The sequence below is a fragment of the Sphingomonas sp. genome (assembly GCF_039594485.1).
GTDB lineage: Bacteria > Pseudomonadota > Alphaproteobacteria > Sphingomonadales > Sphingomonadaceae > Sphingomonas.
The window spans coordinates 34,844-54,224 of the sequence record NZ_JBCNNI010000006.1 but is presented as its reverse complement, the minus strand read 5'-3'; the positions used below and the strand labels follow the sequence as shown (position 1 = coordinate 54,224).

General features: G+C 66.4%; 14 protein-coding genes. 7 read left to right on the top strand and 7 right to left on the bottom strand.

Annotated features, from left to right (window positions below; all coding sequences use genetic code 11):
• Nucleotides 1–42 precede the first annotated feature (42 nt).
• From cysD to ABDV78_RS03960, 4 genes are all read left to right on the top strand, one after another.
• Complete coding sequence (cysD, locus tag ABDV78_RS03975) at nt 43–942, top strand: sulfate adenylyltransferase subunit CysD (protein WP_343525917.1); 900 nt, start codon at nt 43–45, stop codon at nt 940–942.
• Complete coding sequence (cysN, locus tag ABDV78_RS03970; protein ID WP_343525915.1) at nt 942–2,855, top strand: sulfate adenylyltransferase subunit CysN; 1,914 nt, start codon at nt 942–944, stop codon at nt 2,853–2,855. The genes cysD and cysN overlap by 1 nt, the downstream gene beginning before the upstream one ends.
• Complete coding sequence (locus tag ABDV78_RS03965; protein ID WP_343525914.1) at nt 2,852–3,583, top strand: 3'(2'),5'-bisphosphate nucleotidase CysQ; 732 nt, start codon at nt 2,852–2,854, stop codon at nt 3,581–3,583. Before cysN ends, ABDV78_RS03965 begins: the two co-directional genes overlap by 4 nt.
• 215 nt (nt 3,584–3,798) lie before the next feature.
• Nucleotides 3,799–4,506, top strand: coding sequence for a ZIP family metal transporter (locus tag ABDV78_RS03960; RefSeq protein ID WP_343525913.1), 708 nt, complete (start codon nt 3,799–3,801; stop codon nt 4,504–4,506).
• Nucleotides 4,507–4,705: 199 nt separating this feature from the next.
• Here ABDV78_RS03960 and ABDV78_RS03955 read toward each other — a convergent pair whose 3' ends face one another.
• From ABDV78_RS03955 to ABDV78_RS03945, 3 genes are all read right to left on the bottom strand, one after another.
• Nucleotides 4,706–5,881 carry a zinc-dependent alcohol dehydrogenase gene (locus tag ABDV78_RS03955; RefSeq protein ID WP_343525912.1) on the bottom strand — a complete coding sequence of 392 codons (1,176 nt, stop codon included), beginning with the start codon at nt 5,879–5,881 and terminating at the stop codon, nt 4,706–4,708.
• The gene (locus tag ABDV78_RS03950; protein ID WP_343525911.1) at nt 5,878–6,468 is read right to left on the bottom strand and encodes an SRPBCC family protein; all 591 of its coding nucleotides are present in this window, start codon (nt 6,466–6,468) and stop codon (nt 5,878–5,880) included. Before ABDV78_RS03950 ends, ABDV78_RS03955 begins: the two co-directional genes overlap by 4 nt.
• Nucleotides 6,469–6,566: 98 nt before the next feature.
• Nucleotides 6,567–7,307 (bottom strand): Crp/Fnr family transcriptional regulator, encoded by a 741-nt coding sequence (locus ABDV78_RS03945; RefSeq protein ID WP_343525909.1) that lies wholly within the window; start codon nt 7,305–7,307, stop codon nt 6,567–6,569.
• A 507-nt stretch (nt 7,308–7,814) separates the two neighbouring features.
• Between ABDV78_RS03945 and ABDV78_RS03940 the strand changes: the two genes are divergently transcribed.
• A complete protein-coding gene (locus ABDV78_RS03940; RefSeq protein WP_343525908.1) occupies nt 7,815–9,005 on the top strand; it encodes an aromatic amino acid transaminase in 1,191 nt (396 codons plus the stop codon).
• Nucleotides 9,006–9,129: 124 nt separating this feature from the next.
• On the opposite strand, the gene xylA is transcribed toward ABDV78_RS03940, so the two are convergent.
• From xylA to ABDV78_RS03925, 3 genes are read right to left on the bottom strand one after another with little or no spacing between them, the layout of a single operon-like run.
• A complete protein-coding gene (gene xylA, locus ABDV78_RS03935; protein ID WP_343525906.1) occupies nt 9,130–10,452 on the bottom strand; it encodes a xylose isomerase in 1,323 nt (440 codons plus the stop codon).
• A complete protein-coding gene (gene xylB, locus ABDV78_RS03930) occupies nt 10,453–11,901 on the bottom strand; it encodes a xylulokinase (protein ID WP_343525905.1) in 1,449 nt (482 codons plus the stop codon). It lies immediately after the preceding gene.
• Nucleotides 11,902–11,911: 10 nt separating this feature from the next.
• A complete protein-coding gene (locus tag ABDV78_RS03925) occupies nt 11,912–13,063 on the bottom strand; it encodes a glycoside hydrolase family 43 protein (RefSeq protein ID WP_343525904.1) in 1,152 nt (383 codons plus the stop codon).
• 167 nt (nt 13,064–13,230) lie between these two features.
• Between ABDV78_RS03925 and ABDV78_RS03920 the strand changes: the two genes are divergently transcribed.
• Nucleotides 13,231–14,400, top strand: coding sequence for an alpha/beta fold hydrolase (locus tag ABDV78_RS03920; protein WP_343525903.1), 1,170 nt, complete (start codon nt 13,231–13,233; stop codon nt 14,398–14,400).
• Nucleotides 14,397–16,742, top strand: a complete 2,346-nt coding sequence (locus tag ABDV78_RS03915) for a glycoside hydrolase family 95 protein (RefSeq protein WP_343525901.1) — start codon at nt 14,397–14,399, stop codon at nt 16,740–16,742. The genes ABDV78_RS03920 and ABDV78_RS03915 overlap by 4 nt, the downstream gene beginning before the upstream one ends.
• A 3-nt stretch (nt 16,743–16,745) precedes the next feature.
• On the opposite strand, the gene ABDV78_RS03910 is transcribed toward ABDV78_RS03915, so the two are convergent.
• Entirely contained in the window at nt 16,746–19,361 is a 2,616-nt protein-coding gene (locus ABDV78_RS03910; RefSeq protein WP_343525998.1) for a glycoside hydrolase family 3 C-terminal domain-containing protein, read from the bottom strand.
• Nucleotides 19,362–19,381: the final 20 nt, after the last annotated feature.

Sequence of the window (19,381 nt, the reverse complement as noted above, 5' to 3'; positions counted from 1 at the left end):
AGTTGGTCGCGCCGTTCGCTGGCGACATTATCTGACAAACCGATGACTGGCCTTACCCACCTTCAGCGCCTCGAAGCCGAGAGCATCCATATCCTGCGCGAAGTCGTCGCCGAGACCGAAAGGCCGGTGATGCTCTATTCGGTCGGAAAGGATTCGGCGGTGATGCTGCACCTTGCCAAGAAAGCGTTCTTCCCGGCGCGCCCGCCCTTCCCGCTGCTCCATGTCGACACGACGTGGAAGTTCCGGGCGATGTACGAGTTGCGCAACCGGGCGGCCGAGGCGGCGGGCATGGAACTGATCGTCCACCGCAATCCAGAGGCCGAGGCGCTGGGGATCAACCCCTTCGACCATGGCAGCCGCCATACCGACATGTGGAAGACCGAGGGGTTGAAACAGGCGCTGACCGCGGGTCGCTATGACGCAGCCTTCGGTGGCGCGCGCCGCGACGAGGAGAAGAGCCGCGCCAAGGAGCGCGTCTTCTCCTTCCGCTCCGCCGCGCATGGCTGGGACCCCAAGGCCCAGCGGCCCGAATTATGGAATCTCTACAACAGCCGCATCCACAAGGGCGAGAGCATCCGCGTCTTCCCGCTGTCCAACTGGACCGAACTCGATATCTGGCAATATATCCTGCAGGAAGGCATCGAGATCGTGCCGCTCTATTTCGCCGCCCCCCGCCCGACGGTGGAGCGCGACGGGATGCTGCTGATGGTCGATGACGACCGTTTTCCCTTACGCCCCGGCGAAGTGCCGGTGGAGCGTTCGATCCGGTTCCGCACGCTTGGCTGCTACCCGCTGACGGGGGCTGTCGAAAGCGAGGCGGCGACGCTGTCCGAGGTCATCCAGGAAATGCTGCTCACCACCACGTCCGAGCGACAGGGGCGCGCGATCGATCACGATCAGACGGCCAGCATGGAGAAGAAGAAGCGCGAGGGGTATTTCTGATGACCGCCTATCAACCCGATGCGCTGATCGCCGCCGATATCGACGCCTATCTCGCCACCCACGCCGCCAAGTCGATGCTGCGCTTCATCACCTGCGGCTCGGTCGATGACGGCAAGTCGACGCTGATCGGCCGGTTGCTGTACGATTCAAAGACGATCTTCGAGGACCAGTTGGCCTCGCTGGAGGCGGACAGCCGCCGGGTCGGCACGCAGGGGCAGAATATCGACTTCGCCCTGCTGGTCGACGGCCTCGCTGCCGAGCGCGAACAGGGCATCACCATCGACGTCGCCTATCGCTTCTTCGCGACCGAAAAGCGCAAGTTCATCGTCGCCGATACGCCCGGCCATGAGCAATATACCCGCAACATGGTCACGGGCGCATCGACCGCCGATCTCGCCGTGATCCTGATCGATGCGCGCAAAGGCGTACTGACCCAGACGCGACGGCACAGCTATCTGGCGCACCTGGTGGGGATCAAGGAGATCGTGCTGGCGGTCAACAAGATGGATCTGGTCGGACATGACCAGTCCGTCTTCGATGCCATCGTCGCCGAATATGCCGACTTCTCCAGGAGTATCGGCATCGAGCGGTTCACCGCCATCCCGCTGTCGGGGCTGACCGGCGCGAACGTCACCACGCCCTCGCCGGACATGCCCTGGTATGACGGTCCCGCCCTGCTCCCGCATCTGGAGACGGTGGCGATCGACGGAGATCGCGCGGTGTCCGCCGCATTCCGGCTGCCCGTCCAATGGGTCAACCGACCCGATCTCGACTTCCGGGGCTTTGCGGGCCTGATCGCCAGCGGGCATGTGTCGGTCGGCGATCGGGTGAGGATCGCCCCTTCCGGCCGCACGACCAGCGTTGCGCGGATCGTCACCCATGATGGTGACCGGGAACAGGCGATCGCGGGTGAAGCGGTGACGCTGGTACTGGCGGAAGAAGTCGACTGTTCGCGCGGCGACGTGATCGCGGCGGCCGAAGACCCGCCCGAAATCGCCGACCAGTTCGTCGCCACCATCGTCTGGATGGCGGATACGCCACTGGTGCCGGGGCGCAGCTATTCGCTCAAACTCGGCACGCAACTGGTCGCCGCGACCGTGCAGCCGCCGCGCCATGTCATCGACGTGAACAGCCAGGAACAGCGCCCCGCGGCCACGCTGGCGCTGAACGATATCGGGCTGGCGGAGGTCTATACCGACCGCGCGATCGTGTTCGAACCCTATGAGAAGGGCAGCGCGCTCGGCGGCTTCATCCTGATCGACCGCGCGACCAATGCCACGGTCGCGGCCGGGATGATCGACCATGTGCTGCGCCGGGCGCAGAACGTCCACTGGCAGTCCGCCGTCGTGACCCGCGAAGCCCATGCCCTGCAAAAGGGGCAGCTTCCCCGCGTGCTGTGGTTCACCGGCCTGTCGGGTTCGGGCAAGTCGACGATCGCCAATATGGTCGAACAGAAGCTGCACAGCATGGGCCGCCACAGCTTCCTGCTCGACGGCGACAATATCCGCCACGGGTTGAACCGCGACCTGGACTTCTCCGACGCGCGGCGCGTGGAGAATATCCGCCGCGTGGGCGAGGTCGCCAGGCTGATGGCGGATGCGGGGCTGATCGTGCTGACTGCCTTCATCTCGCCCTTCCGCGCCGAACGCGACATGGTCCGCGCGCTGCTTCCCGAGGGCGAATTCATCGAGATTTTCGTCGACACGCCGCTGGAGGTCGCCGAGACGCGCGATGTGAAGGGTCTGTACGCCAAGGCACGGCGCGGCGAGATTGCCGATTTCACCGGCATTTCCAGCCCCTATGAAGCGCCCGAGCGCCCGGAAATCCATATCGACACGACCAAGGAAACGGCCGAACAGGCGGCCGAGCGAATCGTTGAGCGGGTGCTCGGCATTTGGAGTTACGATCTTTGACAGACGCCGAACTCGCGCGCGCCATCGCTGTCGAGGCGGGCCAGTTGCTCAGGGACCTGCGTAAGCAGGGCGGTCTCGACGGGGCGGCGCTGGGGGCCCGAGGCGACCGTGACGCGAACACGCTGATCCTCGACCGGCTGCGCGCCGCCCGTCCTGACGACTTCATCCTGTCCGAGGAATCGGTGGACGATCGGGCGCGCTGCGCCGCCCGTCGAGTCTGGATCGTCGACCCGCTCGACGGCACCCGGGAATATGCCGAGGGCCTGGACGAATGGGCGGTGCATATCGGACTTGCCGTGGACGGTCGCCCCGCGCTGGGCGCGGTGGCGGTGCCCGCTCGTGACCAGGTCTTCGCGACCGACGATCTGCCCCCCGTCCATCCCCCCTGCCCGGCCGGCCTGCGAGTCGTCGTCAGCCGCAGCCGCGCACCCGACATTGCGCGGTGCGTCGGCGATCGCCTGGGCGCGACGCTGATCCCGATGGGGTCGGCAGGCGCCAAGGCCATGGCCGTGGTCGAGGGGCGGGCGGACGTCTATCTTCATGACGGCGGCCAATATGAATGGGACAATTGCGCCCCCGCCGCCGTCGCCCTGGCCGCCGGTTTCCACGCCTCGCGCATCGACGGCAGCCCGCTGGTCTATAATTGCGAAAATCCGCTGTTGCCCGACCTGCTGATCTGCCGACAGGAGGTCGCCGGTCGCGTGCTCGACGCCATCGCCCGCGGCTGAGCCCCTTATCGCCATTCGCATCCGTGCCAATCGGATCGCGCTTTTCCCGGCGCAACCGGCTCGACTCGCGCCCATGCAAAGCCATCCTGTCTGGGTCGCCGGCCAGATGAGCATCATGGATGGCGCAAAGGTGACCTTGTAACGTCACATCCGCTGGTCCATGGGACAGACATGCCGCCCCTTCTCGTTCTCCTCCTCCGATGGCGGATCGCCCGATGACCTTGATCCCGCTGGCGTTCGGACTCGCCGCGATGGTCGCGACCCTCGCGGGCGGCCTGCTGGCACTGCGGCTGCGCAATCGTATCGGGATCGTGCTGGGCGTGACGGCCGGAATCGTGCTGGGCGTCGCGCTGTTCGACCTGGTACCCGAGGCCCTGGAGCTGGCGGGAGATCGCTGGCCGGTACGCAGTCTGATGGCGTTCACGGCTGTCGGGCTGGGCGGCTATATGCTGCTCGACCGGCTGCTGGCGCGCATACCGCAGGCGGCGGATTCATGGCGCGGGCATCTCGGCCCGGCGATGCTTTGCCTGCACAGCCTGATGGATGGCCTGGGCATCGGCATCGCCTTTCAGATCGATACGGCGGCAGGCTGGATGATCGCGCTCGCGGTGCTGACCCATGACGTCGCCGACGGGGTGAATACGGTCAGCCTCAGCCTTGCCGCGCGTTCGGAAGCCGCCGCACGGCGTTGGCTGATCGTCAACGGCGTCGCGCCGATGCTGGGCGTATTGCTGGGAATGGCGATCGCCATTCCACAGGGCATGCTGGCGCCGCTGATGGCGCTGTTCGCGGGCATATTCCTCTATATCGGCGCATGCGAACTGGTGCCGCGCAGCCGGGCGCTCGATCCGCGCCTGCGCACCAGTCTGGCGACGCTGGCGGGCATCGTCCTGATGATGGGCGTCACCCACTTCGCGCATTGAGCCGGATCATAGGGGGCGCAGCGGAAGGTAACCGCGCCAGATCGGCACCGCCGCCTGGGAAGATTATCCCGGCGACGATGCCCCGACCTCAGGCGCGCTCGGCGGCCTCGGCCGCTGCGTTATAGCCTATGCCCATCGAAGCGCCGGTCACGACCGCGAATTTTCGGGGTGCGAACGTCTCTGCCATGATCGCCTCTCCTTATTGACCGGGCTTCAGCACGACCTTGGTCACTTCGTTCTGCTTGTCGTGGAACATCCGGTACCCCTCGGGCGCCTGTTCCAGCGGCAGGCGGTGCGAGATCAGGAAGGTGGTGTCGATCTTGCCCTCCATGATCGCGTCGAGCAGGCCGGGCAGGTAATGCTGGACATGGGTCTGCCCGGTCTTGAGGGTCAGCCCCTTCTGCATCACCGCGCCCAGCGGAAACTTGTCGACAAAGCCGCCATAGACGGCGGGCATCGACACCCGGCCGCCCTTGCGACAGGCGATGATCGCCTGCCGGATGGCATGGACGCGGTCGGTCCCCAGGAAGGTCGACGCCTTGATCTGGTCGATCGCATTGTCGACGAACAGCCCATGCGCCTCCAGCCCGACCGAGTCGATCACCGCATCCGGGCCGATCCCGCCGGTCATGATCATCAGCGCGTCATAGGTCGCGCTCTCTTCGTAGTTGATCGTCTCCGCACCGAATTTGCGTGCGAGTTCCAGGCGGTGCGGGAAATGGTCGATCGCGATGACCCTCTCCGCACCCATCAGAAAGGCGGACTGGACGGCAAACAACCCGACCGGGCCGCACCCCCAGACGGCGACGGTATCGCCCGGCTCGATCTGGGCATTCTCCGCCGCCATCCAGCCGGTGGGCAGGATGTCGGACAGGAAGAGCACCTTCTCGTCCTCCACCCCGTCGGGAATCACGATCGGTCCGACATCGCTGAATGGCACCCGGACATATTCCGCCTGACCACCCGCATAACCGCCGGTCATGTGGCTGTACCCGAACAGCCCGGCCATCGGATGGCCGTAAGCCTCGCGCGCGATATCCTGATTGTCGGCGGGCAGGCCGTTCTCGCACCCCGAATATTGGTGCTTGCCGCAATGATAGCAGGAGCCACAGGCGATGGTGAACGGCACCACCACCTTCTGTCCCTTTTTCAGGGTCGAGGCCGGGCCGGTTTCGACCACCTCGCCCATGAATTCATGGCCCAATATGTCGCCCGACTTCATCGTCGGGATGTATCCGTCATAGAGGTGAAGGTCGGAGCCGCAGATGGCGGTCGCGGTCACCTTGATGATCGCATCGCGCGGATTGACGATGCCGGGATCGTCGACATTGTCGATTCGGACGTCATGCTTGCCATGCCATGTCAGCGCCTTCATGCCGCCTTCTCCTCGAATTGACGGCGGTTCATGGCGTTGGTCGCGACTTCGCCGGTTTCCATGCGTTGCTTGAAACGCGCAAGGTCACGGCGAAGCTGGATATTGGGCTCGCGCTGGAACAGCTTGGCGACCATCTTGCCGATCACGCCCGCCGGGGGATCGTAAAGGATGGTCGCGGTGACCACCGTGCCGCGCGCGCCCGCGTCCCGGAAGGTCACGCGGCCCGAATTGGCGACATCCGCACCTTCGGCAGAGGCCCAGGCGATCATCCTGCCCTCCTCCTCCTGGGTCAAAACGGCATCCCATTCGACCATCGTGCCACCCGGAGCCTTGACCACCCAATGCGAACGCTGGCGATCGATCACATCGATCCTCTCGACATTCTCCATGACGCTCGCCAGGTTGGAGAAGTCGCGCCACCAGGCGAACAGTTCGGCCGCCGGACGGTTGATCGTGGTCGCGCAGCCGGTCAGGCTGTCGCCGCGACCCTCGACCTCTTCATGCTTGGCGATCCTGACCGCGGCGTCCGCATCCTTGGCCGTCGAAATCGGCGCGTCATCATCGGGCCTGTCGGCGATGTCCGGCATCCTGACCTCCTCTTTGCTCTGCCGGACAGCGTTGGATGCGGACGGATGTTCCAGATTATATCATGTTTTTACAATATCTTAATTCATATCAATCCCCATCAGGGCCGATCGTCCGCCGGCCGTCCGCCCACCTTCACCGGAACACGGCCGACCTTACCGGCAAGCTGCTTCGGATCGGGGATGGTCATCGAGCGCGACGACCAGATCAGGTCGCCCGCCCGCCGCGCTGCCTGTAGCATCCGGTTGACGTGCACGGCGGTCAGCCCCAGCGCATCGGCCAGCGTCTCCTGCGTGATCGGCAGTTCATAGCTGCGCCCATTGGTCAGATCGCTCATCGCCAGACGCTCATGAAGTTCGAGCATCAGGTCGCCGATCCGCTCCATCGCGTTCATCCGGCCAAGCCGGGCGATCTGCGACAGCAGATAGGCCTCGTCCAGCGCATGCGCGACCGCATAGGCCTCATCCAGCACATCTGACACGCCCATGCTCGGCGGCGTGCAGGTCGACACCTCGGTCAGCGAGATGACAGTGGTGGGCGCGATCGGACGCGGGTGCAGATAGAGCCCGATGACATCGCCGGGCAGCAGGAAGCTGAGGAACTGCCGCCGCCCGTCCAGCAGGATTCGAACCCGCGCGGCCCAGCCCGACAGGATCAGTTGCGGGCCGGCGATATCCCGCCCCTCGACCATCAGGTCGCGCCGGGGACGGAATAGCTGCGGTCGGCTCATCGCCTCGGCGAGAGCCGCCGATGCGGCTGGATCGAGCGTGGCCAGCCGGGACAGGCGTGTGATCGCGGGCGAGACCGTGCCGGTCGCAGCGCGCACCGAATCCTTGGTCATGGCAGACCTCCCCTCTCAGGCAGCAGGATGGATGTGCCATGGCAAGGTTCGCAGCGGCATAAACTCATCGCGGAAATCCTCGTGAGGCCGTCTGCGGAGTCCGGCAGCGCGGCGAGGGCGATGACGTGACGCACGTCACCGGAACATGGTGATGGGAGCGCTCGATTGCGCCGAAGCGGCAACGATGTCTGGGGTCGTGCCCACCACTCCGAATCCGGTGGACGGACCCGGTACCATCGCAACGTTTTCCGTTCGTAACGTTTACGAACAACCGTTGCCCAAGCTCCATAATACAAATCAATACCAAGCGTTTTTCGTGTGTTAGGTGTAAAAATGGGGCCATCCGAACCGATTTTGGGCGACGGCGGCCTGGTTTGACCCGTCGGCCGCCCCGCCCGTTCGGTCAGATCTAGGAATGAACGCCGTGGAATCGGCACGGATATGGGACATTCCCTTTCCGGGCGATGGCCCTATGGTGCGCGCCTTTCGTTTCCAAAAGGCCTTTGCATGCGTTTCGCAACCCTGACCCGCCAGCCCGACGACCCCCTGCTCCGTATCATCGGACAGCATGCCGCCGACCCCCGCCCGGACAAGGTCGATCTGGGCGTCGGCGTCTTCCGTGACGAAGAGGGCCACACGCCCGTCATGACCGCGGTCAAGGCGGCCGAGGCACGGCTGCTCGCCGAACAGCCGAGCAAGTCCTATCTGGGCCCGGAGGGCGACAAGGGCTTTGTCCGCGCGCTGGCTACCCTGGTTCTGGCGGACACGGTGGCAGCCGACCGGGTGGTCGGGCTCCAGACCCCCGGCGGCACCGGCGCGCTGCGTCTGGCCGCCGAACTGCTCGCTCGCGCGGGTGTGGCGCGCATCTGGATCGGCAGCCCAAGCTGGGCCAACCATGCACCGCTGTTCAAGCAGGCGGGCGTCGAACCCGCACTGATCCCCTGCTATGACCTGACCAGCCAGATGTTCGATCTGGACGGCTTTCTCGCCGGGCTGGACAAGGCGGCCGAGGGGGAGGCGGTGCTCCTCCATGGCTGTTGCCACAATCCGATCGGGATCGACCCCGACGCGACCGGTTGGCAGGCGATCGCCGATTATGTCGCACGCCGCGCGCTGACCCCGGTGGTCGACCTGGCCTATCAGGGGCTGGGCGACGGGTTCGACGCGGACGCGGCCGGAGCACGGACGATCCTGGCGGCGGTGCCGGAAGCCCTGCTCGCCTATTCCTGCGACAAGAATTTCGGCCTGTATCGCGAACGGACGGGTGCCCTGTTCGCACTGTCGCCCGATGCGGATACGGGGGGCGTGGTACTGTCCAATCTGCTGGCACTGGCCCGCGCCAACTGGTCGATGCCACCGGACCATGGCGCGGCGGTGGTGCGGATCATCCTGGAAGATCCCGCACTGACCCAGGAATGGCGCGACGAACTGGAAACCATGCGTCGGCGGCTGGCCGATCTGCGCGCAACCCTGGCGGCTGGCGGGCGGATCGGCACGATCGATCTCGCGGCGGTCGCGGGCGGCAAGGGCATGTTCGCAACCCTGCCCCTCTCCCCGACCCAGGTCGAATGGCTGCGCGACCGGCATGGCATCTACATGGCCGGGTCGGGACGCATCAATATCGCCGGTTTCAGCATGGCGGCGATCCCGCGTTTTCATGACGCGCTGCGCGACATGGCGGCCAACGGGGTGGTGTAACCCGACGCCCTTTCTCCGTTCAGCCTGAGCGGGGGTTGGGTTTGACAGAAAAAAGGGGCGCGCCCGGTCTGTCGGACGCGCCCCTTTTCTTGTCGGAAGGGCCGGGCTACCCGACCGATCCGCCTTACTTGCCCGAATTGACGATCCGGTTGATGATATTCTCGATCCGCTCCTGACGGCCCGAACGGGGCTTGGGATCGATCGCCTTCTCCACCGCCAGATCGGCGATGCCCGCGAGGTCGAGGCCGCCGATCTGCTGGCCGAACGCGCCGGTCCAGCCCGCATAACGCTCCGCCTTGATCGCATCCAGGCGACCGTCCTCGATCAGCGCGGCGGCGTTCAGCAGGCCCTTGGCCACCACGTCGATGCCGCCGACATGGCCGTGGAACAGATCGACCGCATCCATCGACTGGCGACGCACCTTGGCGTCGAAGTTGAACCCGCCGGTGGTGAAGCCGCCCGCGCGGATGATCTCCAGCACGGCCAGCGTCAGTTCCTCGACCGAGTTGGGGAACTGGTCGGTATCCCAGCCATTCTGGTGATCGCCGCGATTGGCGTCGATCGAGCCGAAAATGCCCAGCGCGCCCGCCGTCGCGATCTCATGCTCGAAGGTGTGGCCGGCCAGCGTGGCGTGGTTCGCCTCGATATTGACCTTCACCTCATTCTCGAGGCCGTAGGCCTTGAGGAAGCCATAAACCGTCGCCGTGTCGAAATCATATTGGTGCTTGGTCGGCTCATGCGGCTTCGGCTCGATCAGGATCGTGCCGGTGAAGCCGATCTTGTGCTTGTGCTCGACGACCAGGCTCAGGAAGCGGCCGAGATTGTCGAGTTCACGCTTCATGTCCGTGTTGTGCAGCGTCTCGTAACCCTCGCGACCGCCCCACAGCACATAGTTGGCGCCGCCCAGGCGATGCGTGGCCTCCAGCGCGTCGCGGACCTGCATCGCGCCGAACGCATAGACTTCCGGGTCCGGGTTGGTCGCACCACCGGCGGCGAAGCGCGGATGGCTGAACAGGTTGGCGGTGCCCCAGAGCAGCTTGCGGCCCGAGGAGGCCTGGAGCTTTTCGAGATGATCGACGGCTTCGGCGAAATAGCGGCGATGCTCGGCGACGCCGTTGGCTTCCGCCATCACGTCGACATCGTGGAAGCAGTAATAGGGAATGTCGAGCTTCGAGAAGAAGTCGAACGCCACTTCGCGCTTCTGCGCGGCCGCCGCGCTGTCGTTCGCACCGGCATGCCAGGGGCGATTGAAGGTGCCGCCGCCGAACACATCCGAACCCGGCCAGCAGAAGGTGTGCCAGAAACAGGCGGCGAAGCGGAGATGCTCCTCCATCGTCTTGCCCAGCACGACACGGTTCTTGTCATAGAAACGATAGGCCAGCTCGTTCTCGCTGTCCGGGCCTTCGTAACGGATCGTCGGGATATCGGCGAAGAAATCGGTAGCCATTTAGAAGCTCCTAGGAGTGATACGGGAATAGCTGTCGCGGAAACGCGCGATCTTGGGGGCGAAACGGTCGGCGAGCGCGGCGTCGGGGGCGATGCGGTGGCTGACGGGCGGGGGCGCACAGACCTCCTCCGGCGAGCCGCCATCGACCGCCAGTTGCGCCAGACGCGCCGCACCCAGGGCCGGGCCAACCTCGCCACCCTTGAGATAGACGAGTTCGACATTCAGCGCGGCGGCCAGAATCTGCCCCCAATAGGAGGACCGCGCGCCGCCGCCGATGACGGAAAGCTGCGACAACTCCGTTCCCGCGTCGCGCAGCACCGACAGGCCATCGGCGAGCGCGAAGGCGACGCCCTCCAGCACCGCCTGCGCCAGTCGTTCCGGTGTGGTGTCATGGTCGAGGCCCAGGAACGCGCCGCGCACTTCCGCATCGTTATGCGGCGTCCGCTCCCCCGACAGATAGGGCAGGAAGATTTCAGGGCCACTCGCCGGGCCGACGCTCTCGGCCCGCGCGAAGAGTTCGGCCGCCCCCGGCGTCCCGGTCAGTCGGGCCACCCAGTCGATGCACGCCGCAGCGGACAGATGGACCGACATCTGGTGCCACATATCGGGGAGGCAGTGGCAAAAGGCATGGACCGCCCCGGCCGGATTGGGACGAAACGCGCTGGTCGCGGCGAAGATCACGCCCGACGTGCCCAGCGACAGCAGCGCATCGCCGTCCTTGACCACGCCGACGCCGGCCGCGCCCGCGGCATTGTCACCGCCGCCGCCCGCGACCGGCACCCGATCGATGCCCCAGGCCTCCGCCACGTCCGCACGGAGAAGGCCGGTCTGCGCCGTGCCCTCGACCGCCTGCGGCATCTGGTCGCGGGTCAGGCCAGTGGCGGCGAGGATGTCGTCACTCCATTCGCGCGCGGCGACGTCCAGCCACAAGGTGCCCGCCGCATCCGACACGTCGGACGCCTTCTCGCCCGTCATCCGCAACCGGACATAATCCTTGGGCAGGAGGACGGTGCGGATCTTCGAGAACGTTTCCGGTTCATGGTGCGCGACCCAGAGCAGCTTGGGCGCGGTAAAACCCGGCATCGCCAGATTGCCCGCGATGCGATGAAGCTCGGGGGCCTTGGCCTCCAGCTCGGCGCACTCGGCATGGCTGCGCCCGTCATTCCACAAAATGCCCGGACGCAGGACCTGATCGTCCGCGCCCAACAGCGTGGCACCGTGCATCTGCCCGGCCAGCCCGACCCCGCGCACCGCCCGGCGCACCGCCGGGTCGATCGCGCGCACTGCCGCCGTCGTCGCCTGCCACCAGGCCTCCGGGTCCTGTTCGGACCAGAGGGGGTGGGGCCGCTGCACGGTCAGCGCCGCCGTCCCCTGCCCCACGACCGCGCCATGTTCATCCAGCACGACGGCCTTCACGCCCGACGTGCCGATATCGATGCCTAGGAACATCCCGCCGTCCTTACTTCACAAACGGATCGATGGTCGGGATCGTCCCGTCCGGATTGAACGTTAGCTCGGTCATCTTGACGTTGCGCAGGTGGTTCTTCCCAGACAATTGCGTGTCGGCGTAGAAGAGCCACCACTTGCCCTTCCACTCGACGATCGAGTGATGCGTGGTCCAGCCCTGGACCGGGTTCAGGATATGGCCCTTATAGGTGAAGGGGCCATAGGGACTGGTGCCGATCGCATAGTTCAGGAAATGCGTGTCGCCTGTCGAATAGGTGTAATAATATTTGCCGTCGCGCTTGAAGACCCAGGACGCCTCGAAGAAGCGGCGGTCATGGTCGCCGCCCAGCACCGGCTTGCCCTGTTCGTCGAGGATGACGACATCGCGCGGGCTTTCGGCGAAGGTCTTCATGTCCGGGTTCAGGCGCGCGATCTTGCCCGAAATGGCGGGCTGGTCATCCTGCTTCAGGTCGGTGTCGCTGCCGTTCGGATCGTATTTGCCGTCCTTCCAGCGCTGAAGCTGCCCGCCCCAGATGCCGCCGAAATACATATAGGCCTTGCCGTCGGCGTCCTGGAAGACGGCCGGATCCATCGAGAAGCTGCCCGGGATCGCCTGCGGTTCGGCCTTGAACGGACCCATCGGGTTCTTCGAGGTCGCGACGCCGATCCGAAACGCGCCCAGGCCGTTCTTGTCCTTGGTCTTATCGCGCGCCGGGAAATAGAGATAATAGGTGCCGTCCTTATAGGCCGCGTCGGGCGCCCACATCTGTTGCGAGGCCCAGGGCACGTCCTTCACGTCGAGCGCAACGGGGCCGACCGTGACGGGGCCGCCCGGCTCGTCCATGCGCAGCACGCGGTAGTCGCGCATCGCATATTGGTTACCGAGATCGTCGTCCTTGGTGTCGGTCGGGATGTCGTGGCTGGGATAGATATACATCTTCCCATCGTTCCAGACATGCGCGGAAGGGTCGGCGGTGAAGATATCGCGCACCAGCGGCTGCGACAGATAATGGCGACCGTCCGGCGCGGTCGGATTGGTGTCATTGGACGCTGCGGCCGCTTCCTGCGCCGCGTTGCCGGACTCGTTGCCAGACCCGTCGGACGTCCCGCAGGCCGCCGTGCAAAGACCCAGCACGGCCACGCTGGCCATCATCAAGCGCTTCATCGCTTACCTCTCCCTTTCGCCCCATCTTCGGGCCTTTCGGATACGATAGCGCTATCAAGTAGAAGGATGCAAGGTCGGTTCGTCGTTTTCCGGCGGCCATGGGGGTCGCGCCCGACCGCCGCTTGACAACACCCCGCCGCGCATAGTTGGTAACGATATCCGTCACGATGAACGAACAGACCGACACCCCCGATGTCGGCGCAATCTCCAGGACAGAGGATGACCGCATGGCCCTTCGCCTTTTCCAGCCGCGCTGGCTGATCGCCGCCGCTCTGTCGCTGTTGCCGCTTGCCGCGGCACCCGCGCAGGTCGCCACCCAGTCGCCTGCGATCGTACCGGGTGCCAAGCCGGTGACGATCGAGCGGATCAAGGTCCATTCGGCGGCGATCGAGGGCAATCTGGAGGGCAACAGCCCGGACCGCGACGTCATCGTCGTCCTTCCGCCCGGCTATGCGGCCGAAACGGCCCGCCACTATCCGGTCGTCTATGCGCTGCACGGCTATTCGATCGGCGCGGACCAGTGGACGAAGGAAATCCATGTCCCCTCATCGGTCGAGGGCGCCTTTGCGCGCGGCGTCCCGCCGATGATCCTCGTCTTCCCTGACAGCCGGACGATGCACAACGGGTCGATGTATTCGGCGTCGCAGACGGTCGGCGATTTCGAGCGGTTCATCAGCCACGACCTGATCGCCGCGATCGACGCCAGGTACCGGACGATTCCCCGGCGCGAGAGCCGGGGCCTCGTCGGCCACTCGATGGGCGGCTATGGCACCGCGCGCATCGGGATGAAACATGCCGACATGTACGGCGCAATCTATATGATGAGCCCCTGCTGCCTCTCGCCCGGGATGATGGCGCGGGCGGAGGGGACCGATGAGACGCTGCTGACCGGCCTGTCCTCGCCGCGCGAGTCGGAAAAGCTGAACTGGGGCCAGCGCGCGATGCTCGCCGCCTCGGCCGCCTGGTCGCCCGATCCGAAGAACCCGCCACTCTATCTCGACCTGCCCGTCAAGGACGGCAAGCTGCGCGAGGACGTGATGGCGAAGTGGACGGCCAACACCCCGCTCGCCTTTGCCGACCAATATGTGACGCCGCTGCGCAGCTACCGCGCGATTGCGCTCGATGTCGGGTCGCAGGACGGGTTGAAGACGGATGCGCAGGCGTTGCACGCGATGCTCGACCGTTATGGCATCGCGCACCGGTTCACGATTTACGATGGCGACCATGTGAACCGGATCGGCGTGCGATTCCAGGAACAGGTGCTGCCCTTCTTCGGACAGGCCCTGGTCGCAAGCGCATCGGCGAAGCCCGCCGCGAAACCTGCGGCCCGCAAATGATGCGCGCATCGCGGCGCGGCGTCCTCCATGCTCTGGCGGCGGGCGCGGTGGCGGGACGCCTGGCGCGACCGGCCATCGCCGCGCCACGCGGCGATGCGCCCGACCCGGCCCATGTCTTGTGGTATCGCCAGCCCGCCAAGGCCTGGACCGAAGCGCTGCCGATCGGCAACGGGCGGCTGGGCGCAATGGTGTTCGGCGGGATCGCGCAGGAACGGCTGCAACTGAACGAGGACTCGCTATGGGCCGGTGGTCCCTATGACCCCGTGAACCCCGCTGCCCGCGCGGCCCTGCCCGAGGTGCGGAGCCTGATCGCCGCCGGGCGGTTGCAGGAAGCGCAGGCGCTCGCCGACCGCACGCTGATCGGCACGCCGCGGACCCAGATGCCCTATCAGCCGCTGGGCGACCTGATCCTGCGCTGGCCAGGCCTGTCGGAGGGCGAGGCGACCGATTACCACCGCCAACTCGATCTGAGCACCGCGACCGCGACGACCCGCTTTCTCCTTGGTGGGGTCGCGCATCGCCGAACGGTCATCGCTTCGCCGATCGATCAGGCGGTGATGATACGGATCGAGGCGGATCGCCCCTTCGATCTCGACATCGCGCTCACCTCGCCCCAGCCCGGGGCGCGTGTCGAGGCGGGCGGTGATGCCCTGATGCTGACCGGCCGCAACGCCGACCATGCGGGCGTGAAGGCGGCTCTGCGCTTCGCCGCACTCGCGAAGGCGATCACGACGGGCGGCACGGTCCGGGCCGAAGGCGATCGCCTGGTCGTGCGAGCGGCGCGCTCGGTCACGCTCTTCGTCGCCATGGCGACCAGCTATCGCCGGTTCGACGACGGCAATGCCGATCCGGTCGCCGCCGTGACCACCGCGATCGGCAATGCGCAGGCCCGTGGAGCCGCGAAGGTCGCCGCCGACGCGCTGGCCGAGCATCGGCGCCTCTATGCGCGGGTGGCGCTGGACCTCGGCACCAGCCCCCAGGCGGCGCGTGCGACGGACGAACGCATCCGCGCCGACCAGGCGCGGGACGATCCGGCGCTGGCGGCGCTCTATTTCAACTATGGCCGCTATCTGCTGATCGCCTCGTCGCGCCCCGGCGGACAGGCGGCCAACCTGCAAGGTCTGTGGAACGAAAGCACCAATCCGCCCTGGGGCTCCAAATACACCGTCAACATCAATACCGAGATGAACTACTGGCCCGCCGAGCCCACCGGCCTTGGCGAATGTGTCGCGCCCCTGGTCCAGATGGTGCGTGACCTCGCCATCACCGGCGAGCGGACGGCGCGCGCGATGTACGGCGCACGCGGCTGGGTCTGTCATCACAATAGCGACCTGTGGCGCGCCACCGCGCCGATCGATGGCGCGACCTGGGGCCTGTGGCCGACCGGCGGCGCGTGGCTGTGCATCCATTTATGGGACCATTATGATTATGGCCGCGACCGTGCCTTCCTCGCATCGATCTATCCGCTGATGCGCGGGGCGGCCTTGTTCTTCCTCGACACGCTTCAGCGGGATGCGAGGACGGGCCATCTCGTCACCAGTCCTTCGCTCTCGCCCGAGAATGAGCATTCGCCGGGCGTATCGATCTGCGCCGGGCCCGCCATGGACCAGCAGATCCTGCGCGACCTGTTCGATCAGGTGGTCCGCGCCGCCGCGATCCTGAACACCGATGCCGATTTCGCGCGGCAGGTGGCCGCCGCCCGCGTCCGCCTCGCCCCCGATCGGATCGGCCGGGACGGGCAGTTACAGGAATGGCAGGAGGATTGGGACGCCAGCGCGCCCGACCCGCATCACCGCCATGTCTCGCATCTCTACGCCTTGTTCCCCAGCGACCAGATCGCACCCGACCGCACGCCCGCGCTGGCGGCGGCGGCACGCCGGTCGCTGGAAGTGCGCGGCGACCAGTCGACCGGCTGGGCGACGGCCTGGCGCGCGAATCTGTGGGCGCGGCTGCATGATGGTGAGCATGCCCACCGCATCATCGCCTATCTGCTGGGGCCGCAGCGCACCTATCCCAATCTGTTCGACTCGCACCCGCCCTTCCAGATCGACGGGAATTTCGGCGGCGCGCGGGCGATGATCGAGATGCTGATGCAGAGCCGGGGTGATGACATATTGCTGCTGCCCGCCCTGCCCCGCGCCTGGCACAGCGGGTCCGTCAGCGGGCTTCGCGCGCGCGGACGGACACGGGTGGACCTGAACTGGCGCGACGGTCGACTGGTTTCGGCGGTGCTGACCGGCGATCTGCCGGGCCAGCGGATCGTCAGGCTGGGCGAGCGCCGAGTGACGGTGACGCTCACCCCCGGCCGTCCGGTCCGATTGCGCGGACCGGACCTCATCTGAGGCTCAGTCGGGAATGACGCGGGGCGTATCGATGCGCAGCGTCATGCTCCGCGTCGCTACCCCCGTATCCGGCTGGCCCGAGCCGACCGAGATGCGGTAATCGCCCTTCATGACCAACCGCGTGCCCTCGGCATCGACCGCACTCAAGTCCCGCGAGTTGAGCGTGAAGGTCAGCGACCGTCGCTCGCCGGGGGCGAGATGCACCCGCTGGAACCCGCGCAGGGCGACACGCGGCGCGCCCTCGACCTTGGGGAAGTTGAGGTAGAGCTGCGCCACCTCGTCCCCCGCCCGGCGGCCGGTGTTGCGGACCTCGGTGGTCACGGTCACCCCGTCCTGCGCGCCGCCCCCGACCGGGGCGACCGACAGGGGCGCATAGGCGAAACCAGTATAGCTGAGGCCATGACCGAACGGATAGACCGGCGTGCCGGTGAAGTAGCGATAGGTCCGCCCCTTCATCGCATAGTCGCCGAAGGGCGGCAGATCCTCGACCGAGCGATAGAAGGTCAGCGGCAGGCGCCCTGCCGGATTGGTCTTGCCCGACAGGACATTGCCGACCGCTAGCCCTCCGGCCTGCCCCGGATACCAGGCCTCGACGATCGCATCGGCATTCGCCTTGGCCCAGGCCAGATTGATCGGACTGCCGTTCATCAACACGACGATCAGCGGGCGGCCGGTGGCCTTGGCCTGTTCGAGCAGCGCCTGCTGGTCGGCAGGCAGGTCGAGACTGGTCTTGTCGCCACCCTTGAAGCCGGGGACCGAGATCGGCGCTTCCTCCGCCTCCAGATCGGAGGTCAGGCCGACGACCGCGACCAGCGCATCGCTGGCCCTGGCCGCCGCGCGTAGTTCGCCCGCCGGATCATCGCTGACCCGCTTCCACACCAGGTTGATGCCGGTCAGGATGCGCGCCTCGGTCGTGATGCTGATCGGATAGCGCCGCCCCTTCTCCAGCGTGACGGTGCGCATCGTCGGCAGGCTGTTCCAGGACGCCTTGGTCAGGTCGACAAAGGGCTGCCCCTCAAAGCTCATCGCGCCGTTGAACCCGGCGATGCCCAGGCGATAGCGCCCCGTCTCCGGCGGCACCAGATAGCCGGTCCACACCGCCCGGTGCACATCGCGGACCGAGGACAGATCCAGGCTGCGCGAGGCGACACCGGCCTCGACCCGGGTGACGACCGGGCGATCCTCAAACTTCGCGGTCTTCAACCACTCGGCCAGCGCGCCGGGGGCGAAGCGCTCGGGAATGCGGCCGATGACATTATAGTAGCGGGCGAGCAGCCCCGGCTGACCATCCTCGGTCCTGAGCGCCGACATGGGCACGGGATCGCCATCGGTATAGGTCTCGGCAAAGGGCACATGGCGGATTTGCGCCCCCGGCATGGCGCGGCGCAGTCCCTCCAGCACCGAGACTGGCGGCCCCGACAGGGCGGAGGAATAATTGCCGCGCAATACGCGCGTCGCATCGCCCAGCGGTCCGACGACCGCGATCCGCGCATTCGGCCGGAGCGGCAGCACGCCCCGGTTCTTCAACAGGACGAGGCTCTTTTCCGCCACCTCCAGCGCCAGCGCCCGATGGGCCGGGGTGTCGATATCGGCCGACGAACTCGTCTGCGTCGACAGGGGCCGCAGCCCCGGCAGGTCGCCGGTGCGATAACGCGCGGCGAAAAGGCGGGTCAGCGACCGATCGATATCCGCGACCGAGATCAGCCCGCGCGCCAGCGCCTCGCGATAGGGATTGGTCAGCCCGTCTGTGTCGGTCAGCGTCGCATTGTTGCATTCATTGTCGACGCCCGCGCGCATCGCCGCCGCCACCGCACTCGCCGCATCGGGGGCATAATGATGGTTCGCGGCGATGTCCTTCACCGCGTCGCAGTCGGACACGACATAGCCCCGAAAGCCCCAACTGCCGCGCAGCCTGTCCTTGAGCAGCAGGTCGCTGGCGCAGGCGGGCTGGCCGTCGATCCTGTTATAGGCGCACATGATCGATCCCGCCCCGCCCTCGACGATCGCGGCGCGAAAGGCGGGCAGATAGGTGTCGGCCAGGTCGTGGCGCGAGACATAGACATTGGCCTCGTGCCGGGTCGATTCCGGCCCGCTATGCACCGCATAATGCTTGGGGGTGGCGACGACATCGATCCGCATCGGGTCTGTGCCCTGCATCCCCCGGACAAAGGCCACGCCCATCCGCGCGGTCAGATAGGGGTCTTCGCCATAGGTTTCCTGTCCGCGCCCCCAGCGTGGATCGCGGAAGATGTTGATGTTGGGCGACCAGCTATCCAGCCCGGTGCCGATCCGTCCCATCCGGCCGGTCGTGCGGGCCAGCGCATGAAGCCCGCGCACTTCCGCACTGATCGCCTGCGCTGTCCGCCCGATCAGCGCGTCGTCGAAGGTCGCGGCCAGCCCCACCGGCTCGGGGAAATTGGTCGTGGGAACCGTGCCGATCGCCCCGTGAAGCGATTCCGTCCACCAGTTATAGGCGGGGACGTCCAGCCGGGGGATGGCCGGGGCGGTGTTGAGCAACTGCTCCAGCTTTTCGTCGATGGTCATCCGCCCCACCAACTGCGTCGCAAGCCCCTCCGCCGCCTGCGCCCCGCCGCCCGCATTCTGCTGGGCCAATGCCATGCCCGACGCCGACAGCGCCA

What these genes read in the sequence shown, in the direction of transcription:
- ABDV78_RS03960 (WP_343525913.1), top strand. Translation starts at nt 3,799, where the DNA reads ATGACCTTGATCCCGCTGGCGTTCGGACTCGCCGCGATGGTCGCGACC.
- xylB (WP_343525905.1), bottom strand. Translation starts at nt 11,901, where the DNA reads ATGTTCCTAGGCATCGATATCGGCACGTCGGGCGTGAAGGCCGTCGTG.
- ABDV78_RS03950 (WP_343525911.1), bottom strand. Translation starts at nt 6,468, where the DNA reads ATGCCGGACATCGCCGACAGGCCCGATGATGACGCGCCGATTTCGACG.
- xylA (WP_343525906.1), bottom strand. Translation starts at nt 10,452, where the DNA reads ATGGCTACCGATTTCTTCGCCGATATCCCGACGATCCGTTACGAAGGC.
- ABDV78_RS03940 (WP_343525908.1), top strand. Translation starts at nt 7,815, where the DNA reads ATGCGTTTCGCAACCCTGACCCGCCAGCCCGACGACCCCCTGCTCCGT.
- ABDV78_RS03955 (WP_343525912.1), bottom strand. Translation starts at nt 5,881, where the DNA reads ATGAAGGCGCTGACATGGCATGGCAAGCATGACGTCCGAATCGACAAT.
- ABDV78_RS03920 (WP_343525903.1), top strand. Translation starts at nt 13,231, where the DNA reads ATGAACGAACAGACCGACACCCCCGATGTCGGCGCAATCTCCAGGACA.
- ABDV78_RS03915 (WP_343525901.1), top strand. Translation starts at nt 14,397, where the DNA reads ATGATGCGCGCATCGCGGCGCGGCGTCCTCCATGCTCTGGCGGCGGGC.
- ABDV78_RS03910 (WP_343525998.1), bottom strand. Translation starts at nt 19,361, where the DNA reads ATGGCATTGGCCCAGCAGAATGCGGGCGGCGGGGCGCAGGCGGCGGAG.
- cysN (WP_343525915.1), top strand. Translation starts at nt 942, where the DNA reads ATGACCGCCTATCAACCCGATGCGCTGATCGCCGCCGATATCGACGCC.
- cysD (WP_343525917.1), top strand. Translation starts at nt 43, where the DNA reads ATGACTGGCCTTACCCACCTTCAGCGCCTCGAAGCCGAGAGCATCCAT.
- ABDV78_RS03925 (WP_343525904.1), bottom strand. Translation starts at nt 13,063, where the DNA reads ATGAAGCGCTTGATGATGGCCAGCGTGGCCGTGCTGGGTCTTTGCACG.
- ABDV78_RS03945 (WP_343525909.1), bottom strand. Translation starts at nt 7,307, where the DNA reads ATGACCAAGGATTCGGTGCGCGCTGCGACCGGCACGGTCTCGCCCGCG.